Here is a 22,056-nt window from a genome sequence, read left to right as displayed (position 1 = left end):
CCATAAAGGTCGATGCATAGGTCAATTTGCATCGACCCTTTTTGAACTTTCCCCAACAACCTTGCTCTAACTTGGATGTGAACTGCCTCCCCCTTTTGATTATCCGAACTAGGCCCTATATTACTAATAGCGAGGATATTTCTTTTTGGCAGACATGTTTCAAGAGGAGTTATTGGATGAAAAAAACACTGCTTGCGTTAACCGTTCTATCTTTAAGTTTGAGTTCTATTCTTACGCCAATACAGGCAACAGCAGCATTGCCATTAAGTGTAGATGGCCAGCAATTACCTAGCCTAGCACCGATGCTAGAGAAGGTAACCCCTGCGGTTGTAAGTATTGCAGTAGAAGGCAAACAAGTGCAAACCAGCCGTATTCCTGAGCAATTTCATTTTTTCTTCGGCCCTGATTTTCCGATGGAACAACGACGAGAGCGCCCGTTCCGGGGGTTAGGGTCTGGTGTCATAATTGACGCCCCAAAAGGCCATATCGTAACTAACTATCACGTCATAAAAGGAGCAGACGAGATCCGAGTACGCCTCTATGATGGTCGCGAATATGACGCCGAGCTGGTTGGTGGTGACGAGATGGCCGACGTTGCTCTACTCAAGTTAGAGAAAGCGAAGAATCTAACGCAAATTAAAGTGGCAGATTCCGACCAACTGCGCGTCGGTGATTTTACCGTGGCGATTGGTAACCCATTCGGATTAGGGCAAACCGTGACCTCTGGGATTGTCTCTGCGCTTGGTCGTAGTGGCTTAAATGTTGAGAATTTTGAGAACTTCATCCAAACCGATGCTGCTATTAATAGCGGTAACTCAGGAGGCGCACTGGTTAATCTCAACGGCGAACTGATTGGTATTAACACAGCCATTTTAGGGCCTAACGGCGGTAACGTCGGCATCGGCTTTGCAATTCCATCCAATATGATGAAAAACCTCACCGACCAAATTTTAGAATTCGGTGAAGTCAAACGCGGCATGCTTGGCGTTCAAGGCGGTGAAGTTACGTCCGAATTGGCAGAAGCGCTCGGTTACGAGTCAAGCAAGGGGGCATTCATCGGCCAAGTCGTTCCAAATAGCGCGGCAGACAAAGCCGGTTTAAAAGCGGGTGACGTAATTGTGTCGGTCAATGGCAAAGCCATTAATACCTTCTCAGAACTTCGTGCGAAAGTCGCAACGCTTGGGGCAGGCAAAAAAATCACCTTAGGCGTCGTTCGTGACGGCAAGAATAAGAACTTCGATGTCACGCTTGGCGAGTCAAAAAATATGAAAGCCAAAGCGGAAACATTGCACGAAGGACTCAAGGGCGCTGAGTTAAGCAACACGACACCAAGTGATGCAATTCAAGGCGTTAAAGTATCGAGCGTTGCAGATAACTCTCCGGCTGCTCAATATCAATTACAACAAGGTGACATCATTATCGGTGTGAACCGTCAGCGCGTGAAAAACCTTGCTGAGCTTCGTGCAATCGTGGATAAACACAAAGGTGTATTGGCTCTGAATATTCAACGTGGCGAACGTACTATTTATCTAGTCATTCGTTAGTCACTTGCAAAGTAATAGGAAATAAGGTTTTCGATGTATAGCAGCAAGTAATAAGCCTCGAATACTTTTCCTTATCGCTCAATAGCTAATGAAAAGGGCAGCACGATTCCGTGCTGCCCTTTTGTTATTTTTCAATGTAATGCTATTCTTCACCTTCTATGCCATTTTGGCGATCATGCATGGAGAGGATATGCTCAGCTTTTTATTACGCTCTGTCTTTTTAGGCTTAGCAACTGCTGCCGTTGTGTTACTGGCCGTTCCATCTTTGCGTAATAACGTAATACCTGCCGCACTGGATCCACAACCAGCCAAGATTGCCTCGCTTGAATTATCGTTCAATCAAGCGGTAAGAAAGGCCGCGCCTGCGGTGGTGAATATCTACAGCCGTAAATATGTTGAAAACGATCGTACTAAACTCTCCACCCAAGGCCTTGGTTCTGGGGTAATTGTGAGCGAAAAAGGCTACATCATTACCAATTACCATGTTGTTGCCCAAGCCGACCAAATCGTCGTGGCATTGCAAGATGGCAGAGCCGCTGCCGCTCAGTTGGTCGGTACTGATAAACGCACCGATATTGCGGTTTTACGCGTTGAAGGTTCCAACCTACCAGTCATCCCATTAAACTCTGAATATAAACCGCAAGTCGGCGATGTTGTCCTCGCGATTGGTAACCCATACAACCTTGGACAAACGACCACATTCGGTATTATTTCAGCGACTGGACGTTCATCGATCAGTGATGGTCGCCAAGCCTTCATTCAAACCGACGCTGCGATTAATGAAGGTAACTCTGGTGGTGCATTAGTGAATACACAAGGGGAACTGGTCGGCATCAACACAGCTTCTTTCCAGCAAGCAACAGATTTAGAAACTTACGGTATTTCTTTTGCTATCCCTGCACCTCTGGCTAGCAAAATTATGCAAAAAATCATTGCAGATGGCCGCGTGATCCGAGGCTATATCGGGATTGATGGGCAAGATATTAACGCAGTAACCGCCCGGTTACTGGGCAACGAACATATTGGTGGTATTGTCGTGCTTGGTATTGACCCCAAAGGCCCGGCCAATGCTGCTGGCTTCCAGAAACAAGACATCATCATTAGTATTGATGGTAACAAAGTTCAAGGTCGACAAAGCGTCATGGATATCGTGACAGACTTACGTCCAGGGACGACGGTCGATGTAGGCATCATTCGCAAAGGAGAAGAGATGTCCTTGAAGGTCACCATCGCCGAAGACAAGCAAGCAGCATAAAAAAATCCCAGCCATTGGCTGGGATTTTCGATTTATTCACTTTCGCTCGATTCTTCAGTTCTAGCAGATTTTTCCAGCTCAACTTCAATACGAGTCACTCGCTGCAAACCTCTTGGAAGCAGACTGCCTCGGCGACCACGTTCACCACGGAAGTTATCTAGGTCAGTTGATTTGAGACCCAGCTTACGTTTTCCAGCATACAGTGTCAGTGAAGCCCCTTTCGGCAGTGACATCAAGTGAGATAAGACTTCTTCACGCTCTTTCGCTTTCGCTGCAGGAATGTTGATGATTTTGTTCCCCTTCCCTTTCGCCAATTGTGGCAGGTCTTTAATCGGGAACAACAACATACGTCCTTGATTAGTGATCGCTAAAATCTCATCTGAGTCTAGATTATCAACACCTTTGGGCGTCATAACCTCAGAGTTAGCAGGCAAGGTCACCAATGCTTTACCACTGCGGTTTTTAGACAGTAAATCTGCACCTTTACATACAAAACCATAACCCGCATCGGAACCCACCAGCCATAACTGATCTTCTTCACTCATGATCACTTGGCGAATACTGCTGCCTGCCGTGATGTTTAAGCGCCCCGTGATCGGCTCACCTTGGCTACGAGCCGATGGTAATGAATGCGACTCAAGTGAGTAACTTCTGCCGTCACTACCGAGGAAGACCGCTGGCTGATTACTCTTACCTCGAGCATGTGCGAGATACTTATCACCTGACTTGTAGTTCAACCCTTCAGCGTCGACCTCATGTCCTTTTGCGTGACGAATCCAACCTTTTTCTGATAGCACGACGGTGATTGGTTCACTTGGGACTAGATCACGTTCGGTCAATGCTTTCGCTTCTTCACGCTCAACAAGCGGAGAACGGCGGTCATCGCCGTATTTCTCAGCATCCGCTTTGATCTCTTTTTTCAGTAGCGTGTTCAAGCGACGCTCAGAACCGAGTAGCTGTTCTAGCTTCTCACGCTCTTTTTCAAGTTCTTCTTGTTCACCACGGATTTTCATCTCTTCTAGCTTCGCTAGATGGCGCAGCTTGGTATCTAAGATCGCATCAGCTTGGATATCTGTGACACCAAAACGCGTCATTAGAACCGCTTTAGGGTCGTCTTCCGTACGGATGATCTCAATCACTTCATCGAGGTTTAGGTATGCGACCAACAAGCCTTCTAAGATGTGTAAACGAGCCATGACCTTATCAAGTCGGTACTGCAAGCGACGACGAACGGTCACGCGACGGAACTCAATCCACTCAGATAAAATTTGAACCAAACCTTTCACTTGCGGCCGGTTATCCAAACCAATCATATTGAGGTTTACGCGGTAACTACGCTCCAGATCGGTTGAAGCGAACAAATGATTCATCAACTGATCGCAATCAACACGGTTTGAGCGAGGCACGATCACGATGCGAGTGGGGTTCTCATGATCCGATTCATCCCGAAGATCCTCGACCATCGGCAGTTTCTTCGCACGCATCTGGTTAGCAATCTGCTCGAGCAGTTTCGAGCCCGAAACCTGATGTGGAATCGCAGTGATCACCACTTCCGAGCCTTCTTTGTGCCACAATGCACGCATTTTAATGCTGCCACGACCACTGCGGTAAATCTTCTCTATATCCGCTTGAGGAGAAATGATCTCCGCTTCTGTCGGGTAATCCGGACCTTGTACATGCTGCATTACGTCAGGCAAATCTGCCTTTGGGTTGTCGATCAGATGGATGGTTGCATCAGCAATTTCACGGACATTGTGCGGTGGAATGTCGGTTGCCATACCAACTGCAATACCTGTTACGCCATTAAGCAGAATGTGAGGTAAACGCGCTGGCAACATTTGCGGCTCTTTCATCGTGCCGTCAAAGTTTGGTTGCCATTCCACCGTGCCCTGACCAAGTTCACCCAGCAGTACTTCGGCAAACTTAGACAATTTCGCTTCAGTATAACGCATCGCTGCGAATGACTTCGGATCATCCGGCGCCCCCCAGTTACCTTGACCGTCAACTAACGGGTAGCGGTAAGAGAAAGGCTGAGCCATGAGTACCATTGCTTCGTAACAGGCCGAGTCACCATGCGGATGGTATTTACCCAGTACGTCACCAACAGTACGCGCTGATTTTTTGTATTTTGCTGATGCCGAAAGACCAAGCTCTGACATCGCGTAGATAATACGTCGTTGAACTGGTTTTAAACCATCGCCGATGTATGGCAATGCACGGTCCATAATGACGTACATCGAGTAGTTTAGATAAGCGTCTTCTGTGAACTTGCGCATTGGCAACTGTTCGACGCCATCGTAGGTAATTTCTGTAGACATCCGTTAAACCTCTGCCAAGTCACCGTTATTTTGTAGCCAAGAACGACGATCGTCTGCACGCTTTTTACCCAGCAGCATGTCCATCATTTCCATGGTTGCCGCAGAATCGTCGATGGTTAATTGCACCAAACGGCGCGTATTCGGATCCATGGTCGTCTCACGTAATTGAAGCGGGTTCATCTCACCCAGACCTTTGAATCGCTGTACGTTGATTTTGGCTTTTTTCTTCGATAGACGTTCTAAAATGCCATCTTTTTCATCATCGTCGAGCGCGTAGAACACTTCTTTCCCGCAATCGATCCGGTAAAGAGGCGGCATCGCCACGTAAATATGCCCCGCGTCGACTAAAGAGCCGAAGTGGCGAGTGAACAGAGCACACAGTAATGTCGCGATATGAAGACCATCAGAATCCGCATCGGCAAGGATACATATTTTACCGTAACGAAGACTCTCTAGGTTGTCGCTGTCAGGATCGATTCCTAAAGCCACCGAGATATCGTGCACTTCTTGGGAAGCCAAAACTTGGTCTGCTGACACTTCCCACGTATTCAAGATTTTACCACGCAGCGGCATCACCGCCTGGAACTCACGATCACGAGCTTGTTTTGCAGAGCCACCCGCCGAGTCCCCCTCCACGAAAAAGATTTCTGTGCGGTTTAAATCTTGGGCAGAACAGTCCGTCAATTTACCGGGCAGCGCGGGGCCAGATGCGACTTTTTTACGCACGACTTTTTTTGCCGCTCGCATGCGACGGTGCGCATTCGCAATACAAACCTCTGCTAATTGTTCTGCTAGCTGAGGCTTTTCGTTCAACCAAAGACTAAACGCATCTTTTACTACACCAGAGACAAATGCCGCTGTTTGACGAGAAGACAGACGTTCTTTGGTTTGCCCTGCAAACTGCGGATCTTGGATTTTGACGGATAAGACGTAAGAGCAGCGATCAAATACATCATCACCGGTTAACTTCACACCACGAGGAAGTAAATTACGGAACTCACAGAACTCTCGCATTGCCTCAAGTAAACCTTGGCGTAAACCATTGACGTGTGTACCACCTTGAGGCGTAGGAATCAGGTTGACGTAGCTCTCGGTGATCATTTCACCGCCTTCAGGCTGCCAGATGACCGCCCAGTTTGCCGCTTCTGTCTCTGCGAGAAACTCACCAGTAAATGGCTGTTCAGGAATAACGGGGTAACCTTTTACACCTTCGACTAGATAATCTTTTAGACCATCTTCGTAGTACCACTTGTAGTCATTACCATTAACTTTATCGGTTAAGGTGATTTCAAGACCTGGGCACAATAAGGCTTTGGCACGTAAATTGTTTACCAAACGCGTAACAGAGAAATTAGCCGAGTCAAAGTATTTCGCTTCTGGCCAGAAGTGCACACTCGTACCACGGTTACGACGACCACATGTACCTGTTACAGTGAGATCTGATACTTTTTCACCGTGTTCAAAAGCAATTTCATACACTTGACCATCACGACGAACCGTGACCTCAACGCGTTTTGACAGCGCGTTTACCACCGAGATTCCTACCCCGTGGAGACCACCAGAAAATTGGTAATTTTTGTTGGAGAATTTACCACCTGCGTGCAGCTTACATAAGATCAGCTCCACACCTGATACTTTCTCTTCTGGATGGATATCAACAGGCATGCCTCGGCCATCATCGCTCACTTCCAATGATTGGTCAGCATGTAAGATGACTTGTACTTTTGAGGCATGTCCGGCTAGCGCTTCATCGACACTGTTATCGATAATTTCTTGGCCCAAGTGGTTTGGCCGCGCTGTATCCGTATACATCCCTGGTCGGCGACGTACTGGCTCTAAGCCATTCAGTACTTCAATGGCACCTGCATTATATTGTTCAGTCATAATACGGAATTGTTCTCAAAGTTTATTTGTTGCCTTAGCATCACCAGTGGGTGAACCCATACTCAGGAAACGAAAAAGCCACCCTGTTTGTATCACTAAGTGTTTGTAAACATGATACGTAACAAAGTAGCCAGGGTCATCGACCCTTAAGATCTTTTGGCAAAACATAGTCGGAAAGCATACCGCTTATGTCAAGAAACGCTTGGATATATCAATAAAAACTATGAGCCTTTTCCAATCGTACGTTCGAATTACAGTTCTAGGAATGCAATAATCTCTGCAGGATAACGCTCAAAACCTACAAAACTGTGATCACCGCCTTGCTCTACTGTTTGCTTAGCGCCTGAAAACTTATCTACCGCTTGGCGATAGTCTAAAACCTCATCTCCAGTTTGCTGCAAAAGCCAAAAAGAATGCGGCGATGCGATGCTTTGTACATCAAGAGCTTTTAACTCGTCAATATGACAAGCTTCAAGTGTATAGGTTTCATGCGTGTAAGGGTTAGTTTGTTCCCCCAAATAGTCTATTAAGAGCTCATAAGGTGCTACCGCTGGATTCACTACAACCGCTTTAAAACCAAACTTGGTATTCAACCACGTAGACATAAAGCCGCCTAATGAACTCCCTACTAAACCTATTTTGTAATCTGATTTATATTGCTCGACAATATCCAATAACCGTTGAGCGGCTTGCCCTGGAAAACACGGCATTTGTGGCGCAATCACTTTGATATCAGGACGTTGCTTTGCACAGTACTCTCTCATTAGATTTGCTTTCATAGAGCGCGGTGAACTGTTAAAACCGTGGATATACAGCAGTAGTGAAGGTTTACTCATAAAAAGTCTCACATACAAAGTAAGCACAGGGCTCGGGCAGGATTAATATCCGTTAGAAGAGAAATCTGGCTGGAACTGACCTTTAGGGAGGCGGTTCACTTGGGTCGTAATATCACCATTATCATGTAACTGTAACTCACGCCAGCCAGGCGACGTCGTATCGAGCGCAAAATCATCCGAATTAGGTTTAAATTGCACACACGTAGAAGGTGTCGCCATGACTCGTATGCCATTATGAAGAACGTTCATGTCTTGATGAACATGACCACAGAGAATGCCTTTTACGTTATCAAAACGGTTAACAACCTGCCAAAAGGCGTCTGCGTCTTTTAACGAATGCTGATCAAGCCATGCGCTTCCCACCAATAAGGGATGGTGATGCAGTAAAACAAGAGCATGCCGTTCTGGATACTCGACGAGCTTTTCTTCAAGCAGGACTAACTGTTGATCACTTAAGCGGCCGTGCGGTACGCCAACCACTTGAGAATCTAAAAGGATCAACTGCCAGTGCTTGCCAAGCAATGCGTGCTCTACCGCTTGAATTTGTGGTGAAGGTAGTACGCTGCCCATATTCGGCTTGTAGTCATGATTTCCCGGTAGCCAAAAACAGTCTTTTTCAAGCGGTTCAATGCCTTCGGCAAATCGCTGGTAAGATTCTGAGCTATGGTCTTGGGAAATGTCGCCTGTCGCCAAGATGTAATCAAACGCTACGTTGCGACGTAAAACCTCACCGACGACCGCCTTAAAACTATCGACTGTTTTTACGCTCAACAAACTTCCCTCATCAGCAGCGAAAAGATGCGTATCCGTGATTTGTAAAAGTTTGATGCTGTCACTAAATGCTTGCAAAATGAAAACCTGATTCGTCCACTATATATCGTTGTTTGTTATTTTCCTTTGTGACATGACGTGACGATCAATTGAAGGCAAGCGGTGTTCTACTGATACCACTTCGTAAACAAAACGTCAGCCATTCACCAAGGAATGTGTTTAATTGATGCTTTTCATCTTTCTGCATCAATTGGTCGTTGGGATAATCATATTTAGCTTTTATGCGAGAGAACTCTCCGCTTGAGCATACTTCAGCGACTCTCGCATCATGATAAAGCCTGACAGACATCGTCGGTAAAGGAAACACTGGTGTTTCATCACTCTGACATATCTCAACAACTGTGGTGTATTTTGTGATTTCATTAACGGTCAGTTGATAAACCATGCTCGCCGCTTGATAACAACGTACATCCCCAACCTCGGCGGATATTGGCAACAGAGCATTTAACTTAGCGTAATTGGTCTCATAAGTTCTCATCAGACCAGCCAAATCAACATGATATTTTTTATTTTCAACTGCTTGAGCCATTATTTGCTCTCCACCGTTTGGGCCTGCCCCCATTGTGACTTCAACTTTTGATGGTGTAATTGCAACCATTGCAACGCAATGATCGATGCACCATTTTCAAATTTTCCGTCCCTCACCCATTGATACGCTTGCTCACGACTTAGCACATGAACTCGAATGTCTTCATGTTCATAGTCTAAACCATGAATACCATGCGCTTTAGATGCGTCCACTTCGCCAACAAATACATCTAGCTTTTCAGAACATCCACCCGAAGACGGATAGTATGACGTTACCGTGGCAACACGCCCGATTTGGATTCCAGCTTCTTCTTCAGCTTCTCGACGAATCACTTCTTCAGCAGACTCATCACGATCGATCATGCCTGCCACGATCTCTAATTGCCATGGGTGTTGATGCTCTAATGCGCCAACTCGAATCTGCTCAATGATAACAACTTGATCTGTCTCTGGATCATAAGGAAGCATTGCAGCAGCGTGACCACGTTCGAACATTTCACGCTCGACAATCTCACTCCAACCGCCAGCGAATAACCTATGCTTAAAACGGTATTTCACCATTTTAAAGAAGCCTTCAAATAACGTTTCTTTCGAGATGACTTTTATATCTCGAGAAGTAAAATCCTTTTGTTGCTTGTCACACTGTTGCATTCAATACCTCTCTGAGTGAATCTTGTAGTTTACTCATTGTTATTCACTTGCTCAAAGGACTTGGCTCAACTTTTTGTACAATAGTTATAAATTATTTTAAGTCTTTACCAAAAAATTATTGCACAAACGGACAGTTAAATGTAAAAAAGTGCAAACTTTAGAGTAAATATCGTGCAAACTGAGTTAAACTACTGACAATTAACCACTCTATTGACCGCGGGAATAGAAAATGAAAAAATTGCTTCCACTATTTATCAGTGCAACGCTAGGTAGCATGAGCACATCTGCTTTCGCAGACTCTCTAGCTGAAATCTACGACTTAGCAAAACAAAATGATCCACAATTGCTCAGTGTAGCAGCACAACGTGACCAAGCTTTCGAAGCAATCACCTCAAGCCGTAGCGCTCTATTGCCACAAATAAACCTAACAGCAGGTTACAATCTCACTCGTGGCGATACTGAATACGACTCAAGCCAACCTGACATGTCAAACGACTCCAACGCTCTAACCGCTGGTGTTAGCTTTTCACAAGCACTGTACAACCGCACCTCTTGGATCTCGTTGGATACTGCAGAGAAGAGCGCTCGCCAAGCTGATGCGACTTACGCCGCCATTCAACAAGGTTTGATCCTGCGTGTTTCACAAGCTTATTTTGAAGTTCTACGAGCTAAAGACAACTTGGTGTTTGTTCGCGCAGAAAAAGCAGCCGTTGGCCGACAACTCGAACAAACGAAGCAGCGTTTTGAAGTCGGTCTCTCTGCAATCACCGATGTACATGACGCACAAGCACAGTACGACCAAGTACTGGCCGATGAAGTCTTAGCAGAAAATGATTTAACCAACAGCTACGAGTCACTACGCGAGATTACGGGCCAAGCACACAAAGACCTTAATATCTTGGATACAGCACGTTTTACAGCGAGTCCATCGACAACGCCTGCTGAGTCTTTGGTTGAAGAGGCCAAAACCAAGAACTTAACCTTACTCTCTTCACGCATTCTTCAAGATATTGCGCGTGACAACATCTCACTAGCCAGCTCTGGTCACCTACCAACGCTCTCTCTAGATGGTGGTTACAATTACGGTGATACTTCTAACAGCGATCGTGATAACACAATGGATAACTTCAATATTGGTGTTAACCTTGCAGTACCACTTTACACGGGTGGTAACGTAACATCGCAAACCAAACAGGCTGAATACGCATACGTTGCAGCAAGTGAAGATCTTGAAGCACAATACCGTAGCGTAGTGAAAGAAGTTCGCGCACAAAACAACAACATCAATGCTTCTATCGGTGCGCTACGCGCTTACGAGCAGTCGGTCGTATCAGCTCGCTCTGCACTCGAAGCAACTGAAGCGGGTTTTGATGTCGGTACCCGTACGATTGTTGATGTACTGGATGCGACACGCCGCTTGTATGATGCAAATAAAAATCTATCGAACGCCCGTTACGACTATATTTTAAGTGTCCTTCAATTACGCCAAGCGGTTGGTACGCTTAGCGAACAAGATATCTTGGATGTGGATGCAGGCTTGAAAGCAGCAAAATAAGCGACTTCTGATTTACTCACAGACATATAAACTAAAACGCCAGTTGATCACTCAACTGGCGTTTTTTTATTCAAGAGATATGCCATCAAAGGGTTGGCTGAGCTTACCCCTTACCACCTTTAATCGCGTTGATGATTTCGCTGGTTGAACAACCATCTTCAAAGTTTAAGACACGAACCTCACCACCAGCAGCGATGACTTCTTTCCCACCCGCGATCTCTTCTGGTTTGTAATCACCACCTTTAACCAGCAAGCTTGGCAGAACTTCAGAAATCAGACGCTGAGGCGTATCTTCACTGAATGGGACTACCCAATCCACTGCGCCAAGACCAGCTAATACCGCCATACGACGATCCGTAGGGTTGACAGGCCGACCTGGCCCTTTCAAACGCTTTACTGATTCATCCGTATTGACCGCGACGATCAAACGGTCACCTAATTCCGCAGCATGGTTAAGGTAAGAAACATGGCCCGCGTGAAGAATATCAAAACAACCGTTAGTCATTACGACCTTCTCACCTTTCGCGCGGGCTTTCTTCACCGCGTCAATCAGTGCCTTCTCCGAAATCACACCATAATCCGTATCTTGGCTTCCGTGAACGGCTTCTGCCAATTCGATTTCAGATAATGTTGATGTGCCTAACTTACCCACAACCACGCCAGCCGCCGCGTTCGCCAAGGCACACGCTTCTTCGAATGATTTACCCGCTGCCACAGAGGCCGCTAACACGGAGATAACGGTATCGCCAGCGCCGGTGACGTCATACACTTCTTTTGCTTGAGTCGGCAGGTGAAATGGTTCTTGGCCGCGGCGGATCAGCGTCATACCATTTTCACTACGCGTCACCAACAATGCTTCAAAATCGAACGCTTCCACAAGCTCGAGAGCTTTTTCCGCCAGCTCTTGATCAGATTTCACTTTCCCGACAACATCTTCAAACTCTTTCATGTTTGGCGTTAATAACGTTGCACCGCGGTAGCGTTCGAAGTCGGCACCTTTAGGATCGATAAACACCGGAATATTCGCCGCTCGGGCTTTCTGAATATAAGCTTGAACGTGCTCTAGTGAACCTTTCGCGTAATCCGACATGATCACCGCTTTTACGTTGGGCAATGCCACATCCATACGAGATAAAACAGGAGCGGAATTGGTATTTTCGAATTTATCTTCGAAATCCAAACGAATCAATTGCTGACCACGGCTCATCACACGTAACTTTGTGATGGTTGGATAGTCTGGAAGCGCGACAAAATCACACTTCACATTCAGAGAGCTAAGTGTATCCGTCAGCACTTTAGCTGGTTCATCTTCCCCCGTCAGACCAACAATGTGAGCATGACCACCCAGTGACGCGATGTTCATCGCAACGTTGGCAGCACCACCCGGACGCTCTTCATTATTTTCTACTTTTACAACAGGAACCGGCGCTTCAGGAGAAATACGTCCGGTTGGGCCATACCAGTAACGATCTAGCATGACATCGCCGATGATGAGCACACCTGCGCTGCTGTAATCAGGTAGAATCGGTTTCATTATTGCTCTCCAAAAATTAAATCGAAGTGAGTTTATCACAGCCCTTATCTGGGCTAAATATATCGTCTTAATTGAACCACTGATCCCAAGCGTGTTTAACCCACTCTCTTTCCGCCACAAATTTATCTTCTACAACATCCGCATCTAAATTAAGGAGATTTCTTCGATGTATTTCATTGCGCATCGAAGTATACGCTCGTATCAGTTGCATCGCTTGCTCTTCAGCCATGACGTTTTGCGCAATGAGGGTTTCAAAAATTCTCACGTTATCACACCAACGGGTCAGTTTCGGTTTATCGTGACTATAATTGAGCACTAAGTACTGAGCGAGAAACTCGATGTCGGTAATGCCACCAATATCTTGTTTAAGCATAAAACGGCCTGGCTTTTTACCACCTAAATGACCACGCATTTTTTCCCGCATTTTAACGACATTGTTTTTTAACCTGACTTGGTCTCGCTGCTTGCACAACACATCGTGACGAGTATTGTGGAAGGCGATTGCAAGTGGCTCATCCCCATAAATCATTCGGGCACGTACAAGCGCTTGATGTTCCCATGTCCAGGCCTCTTGGTGCTGGTAATCCTCAAATGCATCGGTTGGACTGACCAATAAACCTGATATACCTGATGGGCGTAAACGGGTATCCACTTCATATAAGATGCCCGATGCAGTGCGGGTTGAGAAAATATGAATAATGCGCTGCGCCAACCGAAGGTAAAACTGACGGCCATCAATTTCTTTCTTGCCATCAGTACACACATTGACTGGACAGTCATGCAGAAAAACGATATCGAGATCAGAGTTGTAGCCAAGCTCCCAGCCCCCAACTTTGCCATACCCCACCACGGCAAAGCCTTTTCCTTCACGCTCTTGCACGTGAGTTGGCTCACCATATTTCTCCGAGACTTGTAACCAAGCTTGGCCGACAACCGCATCAACGATAGCTTCTGCTAAATAGGTTAAGTGATCACTCACTTTCATGACTGACAGCACTCCCGCAATATCTGCGGCGGCAATACGCAGAATACAGATTTGCTTAAACTGGCGTAAAGCCTCCATCTGCTGTTCCATATCATCTTCAGGAATACGGGCAAGATAGTCGCGTAACTCCGTTCGGTAGCTATCTAAAGGAATCGGATTATACAGTTGCGCCGGGTCGATCAACTCATCGAGCAGAATAGGGTAGCGAGATAACTGCTCAGAAATCATTGGACTTGAGGTACACAAGCGCACCAGCTGCACCAAGGCGGCTGGATGTTCATCCAATAACTCTAAGTAAGTGGTTCGTGTGCAAATATTGTGCAGTAAATGCAGCACTCGCGGTAAGCCAAATTGAGCATCGGAATGAGCAAACACCGCATCAAACACTTTGGGCATCAAACGATTCAACACTTCACGTCCGCGAGGCCCGAGGGTTTTCTTGGCTAAATCCGCTTTAAAGTGAATGATGGTTTTGGCGCACAAGACAAAATCGTCGACTTGGATATCATGCTGTAAAATATGCTCAAGTACATCCTGCTTTTTAGCCATATCCCATAATTCATGGAAGTGACGGGCAACAGTGGTACTTTCATCTTCTTCGTCATCACCAATAAGCGACTCAAACACTTGATGCACATTTTCCATGTGCAGCTGCGTTTGCTCAATCAAGTGTTCCCAAGATTCCAATCGCATCGCAGTGGCCAGTTTTAAGCGTTCCGTTTCGCCGTCAGGCAGCGTCTGCGTTTGCTTGTCCGCCATGGCCTGCAGCAAATTCTCTAACTGCCGCAGGTATTTGTAGGCGGCTTCCAAGTCACTCACGTCTTGAGGGGGCAGTAACGCCAGCTCTTCAATCCCCTGCAACGTCTCCAGTAAACCTCGATTGCGCAGACACGGTTCCCGCCCCCCTCGGATCAATTGGAAAACTTGCGCGATAAACTCAATCTCTCGAATCCCACCCGCGCCTAATTTGATGTTGTTACTTAATCCTCGACGACGCACTTCACTGCGGATCATCAATTTCATCCGGCGTAAAGATTGAATCGCGCTGAAATCGATATAACGACGAAAGACAAAAGGACGCAGCATTTGACGAAGCTCTTGGTACTGCGGATACATTTCACATCCCATCACTCGTGCTTTGATCATCGCATAGCGCTCCCAATCGCGTCCTTGCTCTTGGTAGTAATCTTCCAATGCGGCATAACTCATGACCAAAGGACCACTTTCACCAAAGGGGCGTAACCGCATATCAACACGATAACAAAAACCATCAAAGGTTTGTTGATCAAGCGCTTTGATAATGCGTTGACCCAGACGAGTAAAGAACTGTGCATTGGCAATGCTGCGGCGAGCACCTTGAGTTTCACCGTTTTCGGGGTAAGTAAAAATCAGGTCAATATCGGAAGAGAAGTTTAACTCACCTCCCCCCAATTTCCCCATCCCAATCACCAACATCGGTTGCGCCTCACCTTCAGCATTGGTGGGCGTCCCCCACTCTTTACAACACGCCTGATATTGCCACTGGTAAGTTTCAAAGATCATCGCTTCGGCCAATTGAGATAAATGACTTAAGGATTCTTCAAGTGTCCAAGTGTGCATGAAATCTTTCCACGCGATGTAAACCATTTCTCGGTTACGAAACTGTCGCAATACTCGATGGCCGGCCACCTCATCCTGGCAATCGCTCAATCGAGCTGCGAGTCGCGGTCGATAAGATTCTTGACGACTCGACTCGGCCAACATGGCTGGTAACTCACGCGCTAATACCTCATCTCGATGAATCGCTTCGGTAATGAACTGGCTCAAACCAGACACATAGCGATACTGCTTTGCGATCTCAGTTGGCCAAAGAGCGAAGTAGCCCGCTTCTTGGGCATTTTGTATGGCAAGTTCAGCGACAGAAATCAGTGGCGAAGGCAGCTGCATTTTTCTTCCTTGTTTGAAAAGCACGGTAATACCCTCTTTTATACCAGAATCAGTACCAATAAAAACGCCCACAAAAAGGTTGTGGGCGTTTTATCAAAAGTTCACGACTGGATAAAAGTTAGACTTGGAAAGATTTTATTTTCTTATCTAACTCACCAGCATTGCTTTGCATCATTTCAGACGTTTCAAGTAGTTCGGTCACCACAACGACGGAAGCTTCCACCAGTTCGCGTACATTAGTGAGGTTCTGGCTCATCTCTTCTGCCACGCTACTTTGCTGGCCAGAAGCTGTCGCAATTTGGAAGTTCATGTCGTTGATCTGCGTCACTTGCCCAACAATACCATCGAGCTCAGATCCAGCATTAGAAACCAACTCGTTTCCATCGGCCGCTTCCACAACGCTTTTCTCCATCAACTCTACTGCAGACTCCGCACTAGTTTGTAATTGTGTGATCATCTCTTGAATTTCAACCGTCGCTTGTTGAGTTCGCTGTGCAAGATTGCGGACTTCATCCGCGACCACGGCAAAGCCTCGACCGGCTTCTCCTGCTCGAGCGGCTTCTATCGCCGCGTTCAGTGCAAGCAAGTTAGTTTGTTCAGAAATACCTTGGATGGTACCAACTACGCTGCCGATGGCCTCCACGCGTTCTTCAACTTGATTTACTGCGTGAGCGGAAGAAGCAATATCGGTAGAAAGCTCCCTCATTTTCGCCATCGTACTTTGCAAGAACTGTTGACCAGAGATCGCTTGCGTTGACGCTTGCTCAGTAAAAGAGGAGGCTGTCTGAGCATGCTCTGCAACCGTTTGAACGGTCGAAGACATTTCGCTCATCGCGGTAGCAAGTTGATCAATTTCATTAAACTCTTCTTGTGCCGACTCTTTGGTTTCCGACATGCTCAGGGTCATGACTTCCGTCAATGTCGATAATTCGTCCGAAGCGTTGATCTGCATTCCGATCACGTCGTGCAATTGGCGACGCGTCTTTTCAAGTTCACGTGCCACATCTCCGTATTCATCTTTACAATCCATGCCAAAGGGAACAGAGAGGTTCTTGTTGGCCATTAATTTAATCGCGTCATTCAGATATTGCGTTTGACGTAGCATCACTCGCGCGGCCGCTAGGAGCAATACAACAAAAACAATAATAAGTAGCCCGGTTTGCCAGGCGATTTGCGTTAAATACGCTTCATAGTGTTGCTGAGCAACCTGCGCGTTTTGTGTCGCGGCTAAAAGTGAATCGTGAAAGGTGTTTGCGTCCCACAGTTGTTTCGCCACTATTAGGACGGTGCTGAAGACCATCAACATGACCATTTTAGGGATCAGTCGTATGTCGGATATGACCCTTTCCCATGGCTTAAATGCCAGCTTTTCCATTGTCAGTTCTCCATCGAGTCTTATATAGTCTTTTTATTGCTTACCGTGATGGTCGCGCTAGGATGCCATTACACGATTTATTTCGAGCTTCGTATGAAAAATAATGATATCAAAGACAGCACAAGACCGATGGGCCTGTTGTCACTTATTTTGTCTTTTATGGCACTATTTGTGATCTCTGGCTTGTTGTTTTTCTCTATTGATCACGAAACCCGTCAAGTACTTATCGGTCTGGATTTCATAATCTGTAGTATTTTTCTATTACAGCTCACCATTGATTTGATCCGGTCCACAGATCGGTGGTTATTTCTTAAACGTCATTGGATAGATTTTGTGGCGAGCATCCCAATGATCGAGCCACTGCGCTTTGCTCGTATCTTTCATATTCTGCGAGTGGTATTAGTTCTGCGCTCTTCAAAGTTCATTCTGCATCAGCTCAAAGAAAACCGCCGCGAAACCACGGTCGCCTCAATATTGTTGTTGATGGTGATCCTCATTACGCTCGGTTCTAACGCAATGCTGTTTATCGAAGCGAAAAATCCAGAAGCGAATATTCGCACCGGAGCCGACGCCTTGTGGTGGGTATTTGTTACGATCTCGACCGTTGGTTACGGCGATCATTATCCGGTGACCTCAGGAGGAAAGTTTTTAGCCGTCATCATCATCGTTTGTGGTGTGGGGATCTTTGGTATGATTTCAGGTCTTATCACCTCCATTCTAACGGCACCCACCAAACAACAGACGCACAGTTCAATCAATAAAGAACGTATGCTTGAGCAACTCCTGAGCCAACAAGCCCAAATACTAGAGCGACTCGACGTCATGGAAAAAGAGCTGCAACAAAGCAAAGCAAAGACAAAAAAATAGGACCATGCGGTCCTATTTTTGTACTTATGCTCAGAGTGATCATTGACGCCAATAAGGCTGCACTTCCACACTGATCGCTCGGGTTTGATCCATAGCATGCAAAATTGAACGCTCTTGACGGTGCAGCCAACGTTCTAGTTGCTCTTTCTCACCATCTTCCAACATATCAACCAGCGGCAGTAAGTGATTCAACATCAGTAGATCATCAATTCCGTGTACTAAATCAGCCCAAGGAAGACGGAAGCTGTTGCGCTCATCACAGTTGTATAAGCTCGCAAAGCCAATGCCCGTATATAGATTACGTAGCAAGCGGTAACGCTGATCAACGTACTCTTGTGCCGAGAGATCACGCTCTGCCGGGAACGCTTCTACCAATTCAGCCCACGTACGATCCAGCTGCGTGACTGAAAACGGCATGATGTTGCTGGCCATTTTTTCACGCGCTTTTTCATCAAGAAATGGCTGCCAGCCACGCGCTAAGATCCAGCGGCTAAGATCCAGCAGTAACCCGGTGTAACGCGCGGAATTGAGCAGCCCTAGCACTGCTTCACGGCTTGGCAACTCTTGTAACTGCTGAGTTAACTCAGACACTAAGAACTTACGCGCATCCAGCTTACGAAGTACATTGCCTTTATCATCTAAGAGTTCTTTAAGGTGCGCATGCTCATCTAACCAACCCAACTCTTCTTCTAACCATTTTAACTCTTGACGCAGAATCGCACTGGCACGGCGAGGGACAACGCCGCCAAAGATGGTCAACGTTTGACGAATAAAACGAATCGCATTACTGATTTCACGCAGCGCTTCTACATTGTCACGCTCTGCGTAAATTTGCTCATGATAATGCCAATGTGACAGCGCATGCTCCAGCGAGTTAATCAAGCAATACTCAATTGTATCAGTCGGGCTACTATCCACCAACGCCAGCGATTTCACTTCGTCTCCGGTGTACCCAGCCGCCAGGCGATAGCCTTTTGCCGCTTTGCTTAAGTTCCCCAAGCGCATGCCGCCATCTTCACAGAAGCAGCGAGCAAGCGAGAATAGCGCATCTGTTTGACCCGATTTTAGTTCAAGTTCAACTTCACAAATCGGTTCTTGCTTCTCTTCCCCATCTTCGCCTTTGGCAACGACCATACCTTGATCAAACGCGACCTCAACTTGGCTACCATCAGGCATGCCAATCAGCCACTGTTCACGTGTGAAGTTAGTCGAAAAAAGCGGCGCAAGTTCAGACTGAAGCGTTTCTGCATCTTTACCTGACGGCCAAATATCTGAGGGGTGCAGTGAAAGGTCCGGTTCATCACTGGTGTGCTCAGCATTGTATTCTGGCCTTTGATGCAAGCCTGCGACAACGCGCCCTGCAGTCTTTACGGTTTGGACAAAAACATCATCAAAACGGCGAATTCTTAAACCAATGTCGTGCTTTCTAAGCCATTTATCGGCGGTGTCAAAATAGGTGTTACCTAAGTCACGACAACTATGCTGAAGTACTTTTGTCTCAGCAATTTTTTCTCGTAAAGTTTCTGAAAATTCTGGAGAAACAAAAAACTTCAGTTCTATTTCGGTTTCCATAGCGATACCTTTTAAAGCAGATAGAAACAGGATATGGCGATATTTCTCGCACGGCAAGCGAGAAATATCGCCGGAATGATGATCTAAAACAGTTTTAATGAGCGATTTAATGCGTTAACATGCGCGCCTTTATAGCCATCGTTCAACATTTCGCCAAGCACTGAAAAATGGTGTATGTTTTTTTAAGGTTATAGTTATTAGGTTGAATGACCATGCCAGTAAATACAATTATGGGGTTATTTGCAAAGTCCCCAATTAAGCCTTTGCAACGCCACGTGGTGTGTGTCAACGAATGTTGTTCACACTTGGTGAAATTCTTTGAAGTATCTTCAAAGGGTGACTGGGAAAAAGCAGCAGAAATTCGCGCACAAATTTCTCACCTCGAGAAAGAAGCGGATGTGCTGAAACGTGAAATCCGTCTAAAACTGCCTCGCGGTTTGTTTATGCCTGTCGATCGTACTGACATGCTTGAGCTTCTGACTCAACAAGACAAACTTGCAAACCTGGCAAAAGACATTTCTGGCCGTGTATATGGTCGTCAACTTGTCATTCCAGAGGCTCTCCAATCAAACTTCCTCGCTTACGTTCAACGTTGTCTTGATGCGGCTAATCAGGCGCAAAAGGTAATCAATGAACTTGATGAATTACTCGAAACTGGCTTTAAAGGTCGAGAAGTGACGCTCGTTGCTGAAATGATTCATCAATTAGATGCCATCGAAGATGATACCGATGCTATGCAGATTGAACTTCGCCAACAATTGATGGCGATTGAATATGGCATGAACCCTATCGATGTCATGTTCTTATACAAGATTCTTGAATGGGTAGGTGGTATTGCCGACCAAGCGCAGCGCGTAGGTGCTCGTTTGGAAGTGATGCTATCTCGCTCTTAAAACATAAGTTAACCACATAACGAAGAGCATAATGAACTCGTGTCACAAGGACGATGACTATTTTCATCGTCTTACGATTTGGCACGTGTAAAATTTTGTTCCGCTTGTTATAAAACAACTAGGTATTACGATGGATATCCTTGCGAACTACGGCACTGTCCTGATTATTGTTGCAGCGCTTTTTGGTTTCATGATGGCGATTGGTATTGGCGCGAATGACGTGGCTAATGCGATGGGGACATCAGTAGGTTCAAAAGCGCTAACGGTAAAACAAGCTATCATCATTGCGATGATCTTCGAATTTGCAGGTGCTTACCTTGCTGGCGGTGAAGTAACAGACACTATCCGTAAAGGTGTAATCGAAACTTCTTTATTTGCTAGTCAACCTGACGTTCTTGTCTACGGTATGATGTCAGCGCTGCTTGCGGCTGGTACTTGGCTGCTGCTTGCTTCTTACATGGGCTGGCCTGTATCCACGACTCACTCAATTATCGGTGCTATCATCGGTTTTGCGTGTGTGTCAGTCGGTACTGAGGCAGTTGACTGGGGCAGTGTTCAAGGCATTGTGGGTAGCTGGATCATTACACCGATCATCTCTGGCTTCTTTGCATACTTGATTTTTGTTAGCGCACAACGTCTGATTTTTGATACAGAAAGCCCGCTAATCAACGCGAAGCGTTTTGTACCCGTTTACATGTTCATCACGACGATGGTGATCGCGCTAGTTACCATCAAAAAAGGCCTTAAACACGTTGGTCTTCATTTGACAAACGGTGAGGCTTGGGCTTGGGCTGCGGTTGTATCAGCCTTGGTGATGGTCGGTGGTTACCTATATATCCAGAAGAAATTCGCTAACCGCGAAGAAGACCATGGTTTTTCTGGCGTGGAAGGTATCTTCAGCGTGCTAATGGTTATCACTGCTTGTGCAATGGCATTTGCACACGGTTCAAATGACGTAGCAAACGCAATTGGTCCACTTTCTGCGGTCGTATCGACCGTTGAGCACATGGGTCAAATCACCGCGAAAAGCAGTATCGCATGGTGGATTCTTCCACTTGGTGGCGTTGGTATTGTGGTCGGTCTCGCAACGCTTGGTCATAAAGTAATGGCGACCGTTGGTACTGGTATCACTGAACTAACACCGAGTCGTGGTTTTGCTGCTCAGCTTGCAACCGCATGTACTGTCGTGCTTGCGTCTGGTACTGGCTTACCTATTTCAACGACTCAAACTCTTGTGGGTGCAGTTCTGGGGGTTGGCTTTGCTCGCGGTATCGCTGCACTTAACCTCGGCGTGGTACGCAACATCGTTGCATCATGGATTGTCACGCTACCAGCTGGCGCGCTACTGGCCGTGGTATTCTTCTATGGCATTCAAGCAACGTTCGCTTAAGCACTCCGTCAACAGAGTGTAAGCACTTTGTCATTATTGACTCAAACGCACAGAAAGGGAGGCTTTGCCTCCCTTCTTTGTTGCACCGACGTTTGAAACTACATACTATTCG

The 22,056-nt window shown here is 46.3% G+C and carries 16 protein-coding genes; 6 read left to right on the top strand and 10 right to left on the bottom strand.

Features of this window, described 5'->3' with window-relative positions; all coding sequences use genetic code 11:
• The first annotated feature begins 176 nt into the window (after window positions 1-176).
• On the top strand, window positions 177-1,544 hold the full coding sequence (locus tag AC3D28_RS13755) for a Do family serine endopeptidase (protein WP_488535089.1): 1,368 nt from the start codon (window positions 177-179) through the stop codon (window positions 1,542-1,544).
• A gap of 190 nt (window positions 1,545-1,734) precedes the next feature.
• On the top strand, window positions 1,735-2,799 hold the full coding sequence (gene degS / locus AC3D28_RS13750) for an outer membrane-stress sensor serine endopeptidase DegS (RefSeq protein ID WP_098416553.1): 1,065 nt from the start codon (window positions 1,735-1,737) through the stop codon (window positions 2,797-2,799).
• Between the two features lie 32 nt (window positions 2,800-2,831).
• On the opposite strand, the gene parC is transcribed toward degS, so the two are convergent.
• The 6 genes from parC to nudF all read right to left on the bottom strand — a co-directional run bounded on the left by parC (window position 2,832) and on the right by nudF (window position 9,847).
• The gene (parC, locus tag AC3D28_RS13745) at window positions 2,832-5,117 is read right to left on the bottom strand and encodes a DNA topoisomerase IV subunit A (protein WP_488535088.1); all 2,286 of its coding nucleotides are present in this window, start codon (window positions 5,115-5,117) and stop codon (window positions 2,832-2,834) included.
• Between the two features lie 3 nt (window positions 5,118-5,120).
• On the bottom strand, window positions 5,121-7,001 hold the full coding sequence (gene parE / locus AC3D28_RS13740; RefSeq protein WP_098416555.1) for a DNA topoisomerase IV subunit B: 1,881 nt from the start codon (window positions 6,999-7,001) through the stop codon (window positions 5,121-5,123).
• Between the two features lie 251 nt (window positions 7,002-7,252).
• Complete coding sequence (gene yqiA, locus AC3D28_RS13735) at window positions 7,253-7,837, bottom strand: esterase YqiA (protein ID WP_488535087.1); 585 nt, start codon at window positions 7,835-7,837, stop codon at window positions 7,253-7,255.
• Window positions 7,838-7,879: 42 nt separating this feature from the next.
• A complete protein-coding gene (gene cpdA, locus AC3D28_RS13730; protein WP_488535086.1) occupies window positions 7,880-8,686 on the bottom strand; it encodes a 3',5'-cyclic-AMP phosphodiesterase in 807 nt (268 codons plus the stop codon).
• Between the two features lie 67 nt (window positions 8,687-8,753).
• Entirely contained in the window at window positions 8,754-9,197 is a 444-nt protein-coding gene (locus tag AC3D28_RS13725; RefSeq protein WP_488535085.1) for a DUF1249 family protein, read from the bottom strand.
• Window positions 9,197-9,847, bottom strand: coding sequence for an ADP-ribose diphosphatase (gene nudF / locus AC3D28_RS13720; RefSeq protein WP_488535084.1), 651 nt, complete (start codon window positions 9,845-9,847; stop codon window positions 9,197-9,199). The genes AC3D28_RS13725 and nudF overlap by 1 nt, the downstream gene beginning before the upstream one ends.
• Window positions 9,848-10,076: 229 nt before the next feature.
• Between nudF and tolC the strand changes: the two genes are divergently transcribed.
• On the top strand, window positions 10,077-11,402 hold the full coding sequence (tolC, locus tag AC3D28_RS13715) for an outer membrane channel protein TolC (protein WP_488535083.1): 1,326 nt from the start codon (window positions 10,077-10,079) through the stop codon (window positions 11,400-11,402).
• Between the two features lie 103 nt (window positions 11,403-11,505).
• Here the strand turns inward: tolC and hldE are convergent, their stop codons facing one another.
• From hldE to AC3D28_RS13700, 3 genes are all read right to left on the bottom strand, one after another.
• Complete coding sequence (hldE, locus tag AC3D28_RS13710; protein WP_098416561.1) at window positions 11,506-12,936, bottom strand: bifunctional D-glycero-beta-D-manno-heptose-7-phosphate kinase/D-glycero-beta-D-manno-heptose 1-phosphate adenylyltransferase HldE; 1,431 nt, start codon at window positions 12,934-12,936, stop codon at window positions 11,506-11,508.
• 67 nt (window positions 12,937-13,003) lie between these two features.
• Window positions 13,004-15,847: a bifunctional [glutamate--ammonia ligase]-adenylyl-L-tyrosine phosphorylase/[glutamate--ammonia-ligase] adenylyltransferase gene (gene glnE / locus AC3D28_RS13705; protein WP_488535082.1), complete on the bottom strand. Its 2,844-nt coding sequence runs from the start codon at window positions 15,845-15,847 to the stop codon at window positions 13,004-13,006.
• Window positions 15,848-15,965: 118 nt separating this feature from the next.
• The gene (locus tag AC3D28_RS13700) at window positions 15,966-17,222 is read right to left on the bottom strand and encodes a methyl-accepting chemotaxis protein (RefSeq protein ID WP_488535081.1); all 1,257 of its coding nucleotides are present in this window, start codon (window positions 17,220-17,222) and stop codon (window positions 15,966-15,968) included.
• Window positions 17,223-17,270: 48 nt separating this feature from the next.
• Between AC3D28_RS13700 and AC3D28_RS13695 the strand changes: the two genes are divergently transcribed.
• Window positions 17,271-18,089, top strand: coding sequence for a potassium channel family protein (locus AC3D28_RS13695; protein ID WP_488536094.1), 819 nt, complete (start codon window positions 17,271-17,273; stop codon window positions 18,087-18,089).
• A gap of 39 nt (window positions 18,090-18,128) precedes the next feature.
• On the opposite strand, the gene AC3D28_RS13690 is transcribed toward AC3D28_RS13695, so the two are convergent.
• On the bottom strand, window positions 18,129-19,661 hold the full coding sequence (locus AC3D28_RS13690; protein ID WP_098416565.1) for a CYTH and CHAD domain-containing protein: 1,533 nt from the start codon (window positions 19,659-19,661) through the stop codon (window positions 18,129-18,131).
• A 212-nt stretch (window positions 19,662-19,873) separates the two neighbouring features.
• Here AC3D28_RS13690 and AC3D28_RS13685 point away from each other — a divergent pair, with 212 nt between their 5' ends.
• Window positions 19,874-20,554: a TIGR00153 family protein gene (locus tag AC3D28_RS13685; RefSeq protein ID WP_179885721.1), complete on the top strand. Its 681-nt coding sequence runs from the start codon at window positions 19,874-19,876 to the stop codon at window positions 20,552-20,554.
• Window positions 20,555-20,684: 130 nt separating this feature from the next.
• Window positions 20,685-21,944 carry an inorganic phosphate transporter gene (locus tag AC3D28_RS13680; RefSeq protein WP_098416567.1) on the top strand — a complete coding sequence of 420 codons (1,260 nt, stop codon included), beginning with the start codon at window positions 20,685-20,687 and terminating at the stop codon, window positions 21,942-21,944.
• The last annotated feature ends 112 nt before the right edge of the window (window positions 21,945-22,056 follow it).

Source organism: Vibrio sp. TAP-3B, from assembly GCF_057784735.1.
Note: the sequence above shows the minus strand (reverse complement) of the source record. Positions and strands in the feature narration are given on the sequence as shown.

Coding starts and splice junctions, on each gene's coding strand:
- AC3D28_RS13755 (WP_488535089.1), top strand. CDS start 177: ATGAAAAAAACACTGCTTGCGTTAACCGTTCTATCTTTAAGTTTGAGT.
- degS (WP_098416553.1), top strand. CDS start 1,735: ATGCTCAGCTTTTTATTACGCTCTGTCTTTTTAGGCTTAGCAACTGCT.
- parC (WP_488535088.1), bottom strand. CDS start 5,117: ATGTCTACAGAAATTACCTACGATGGCGTCGAACAGTTGCCAATGCGC.
- parE (WP_098416555.1), bottom strand. CDS start 7,001: ATGACTGAACAATATAATGCAGGTGCCATTGAAGTACTGAATGGCTTA.
- yqiA (WP_488535087.1), bottom strand. CDS start 7,837: ATGAGTAAACCTTCACTACTGCTGTATATCCACGGTTTTAACAGTTCA.
- AC3D28_RS13725 (WP_488535085.1), bottom strand. CDS start 9,197: ATGGCTCAAGCAGTTGAAAATAAAAAATATCATGTTGATTTGGCTGGT.
- nudF (WP_488535084.1), bottom strand. CDS start 9,847: ATGCAACAGTGTGACAAGCAACAAAAGGATTTTACTTCTCGAGATATA.
- tolC (WP_488535083.1), top strand. CDS start 10,077: ATGAAAAAATTGCTTCCACTATTTATCAGTGCAACGCTAGGTAGCATG.
- hldE (WP_098416561.1), bottom strand. CDS start 12,936: ATGAAACCGATTCTACCTGATTACAGCAGCGCAGGTGTGCTCATCATC.
- glnE (WP_488535082.1), bottom strand. CDS start 15,847: ATGCAGCTGCCTTCGCCACTGATTTCTGTCGCTGAACTTGCCATACAA.
- AC3D28_RS13700 (WP_488535081.1), bottom strand. CDS start 17,222: ATGGAAAAGCTGGCATTTAAGCCATGGGAAAGGGTCATATCCGACATA.
- AC3D28_RS13695 (WP_488536094.1), top strand. CDS start 17,271: ATGGTCGCGCTAGGATGCCATTACACGATTTATTTCGAGCTTCGTATG.
- AC3D28_RS13690 (WP_098416565.1), bottom strand. CDS start 19,661: ATGGAAACCGAAATAGAACTGAAGTTTTTTGTTTCTCCAGAATTTTCA.
- AC3D28_RS13685 (WP_179885721.1), top strand. CDS start 19,874: ATGCCAGTAAATACAATTATGGGGTTATTTGCAAAGTCCCCAATTAAG.
- AC3D28_RS13680 (WP_098416567.1), top strand. CDS start 20,685: ATGGATATCCTTGCGAACTACGGCACTGTCCTGATTATTGTTGCAGCG.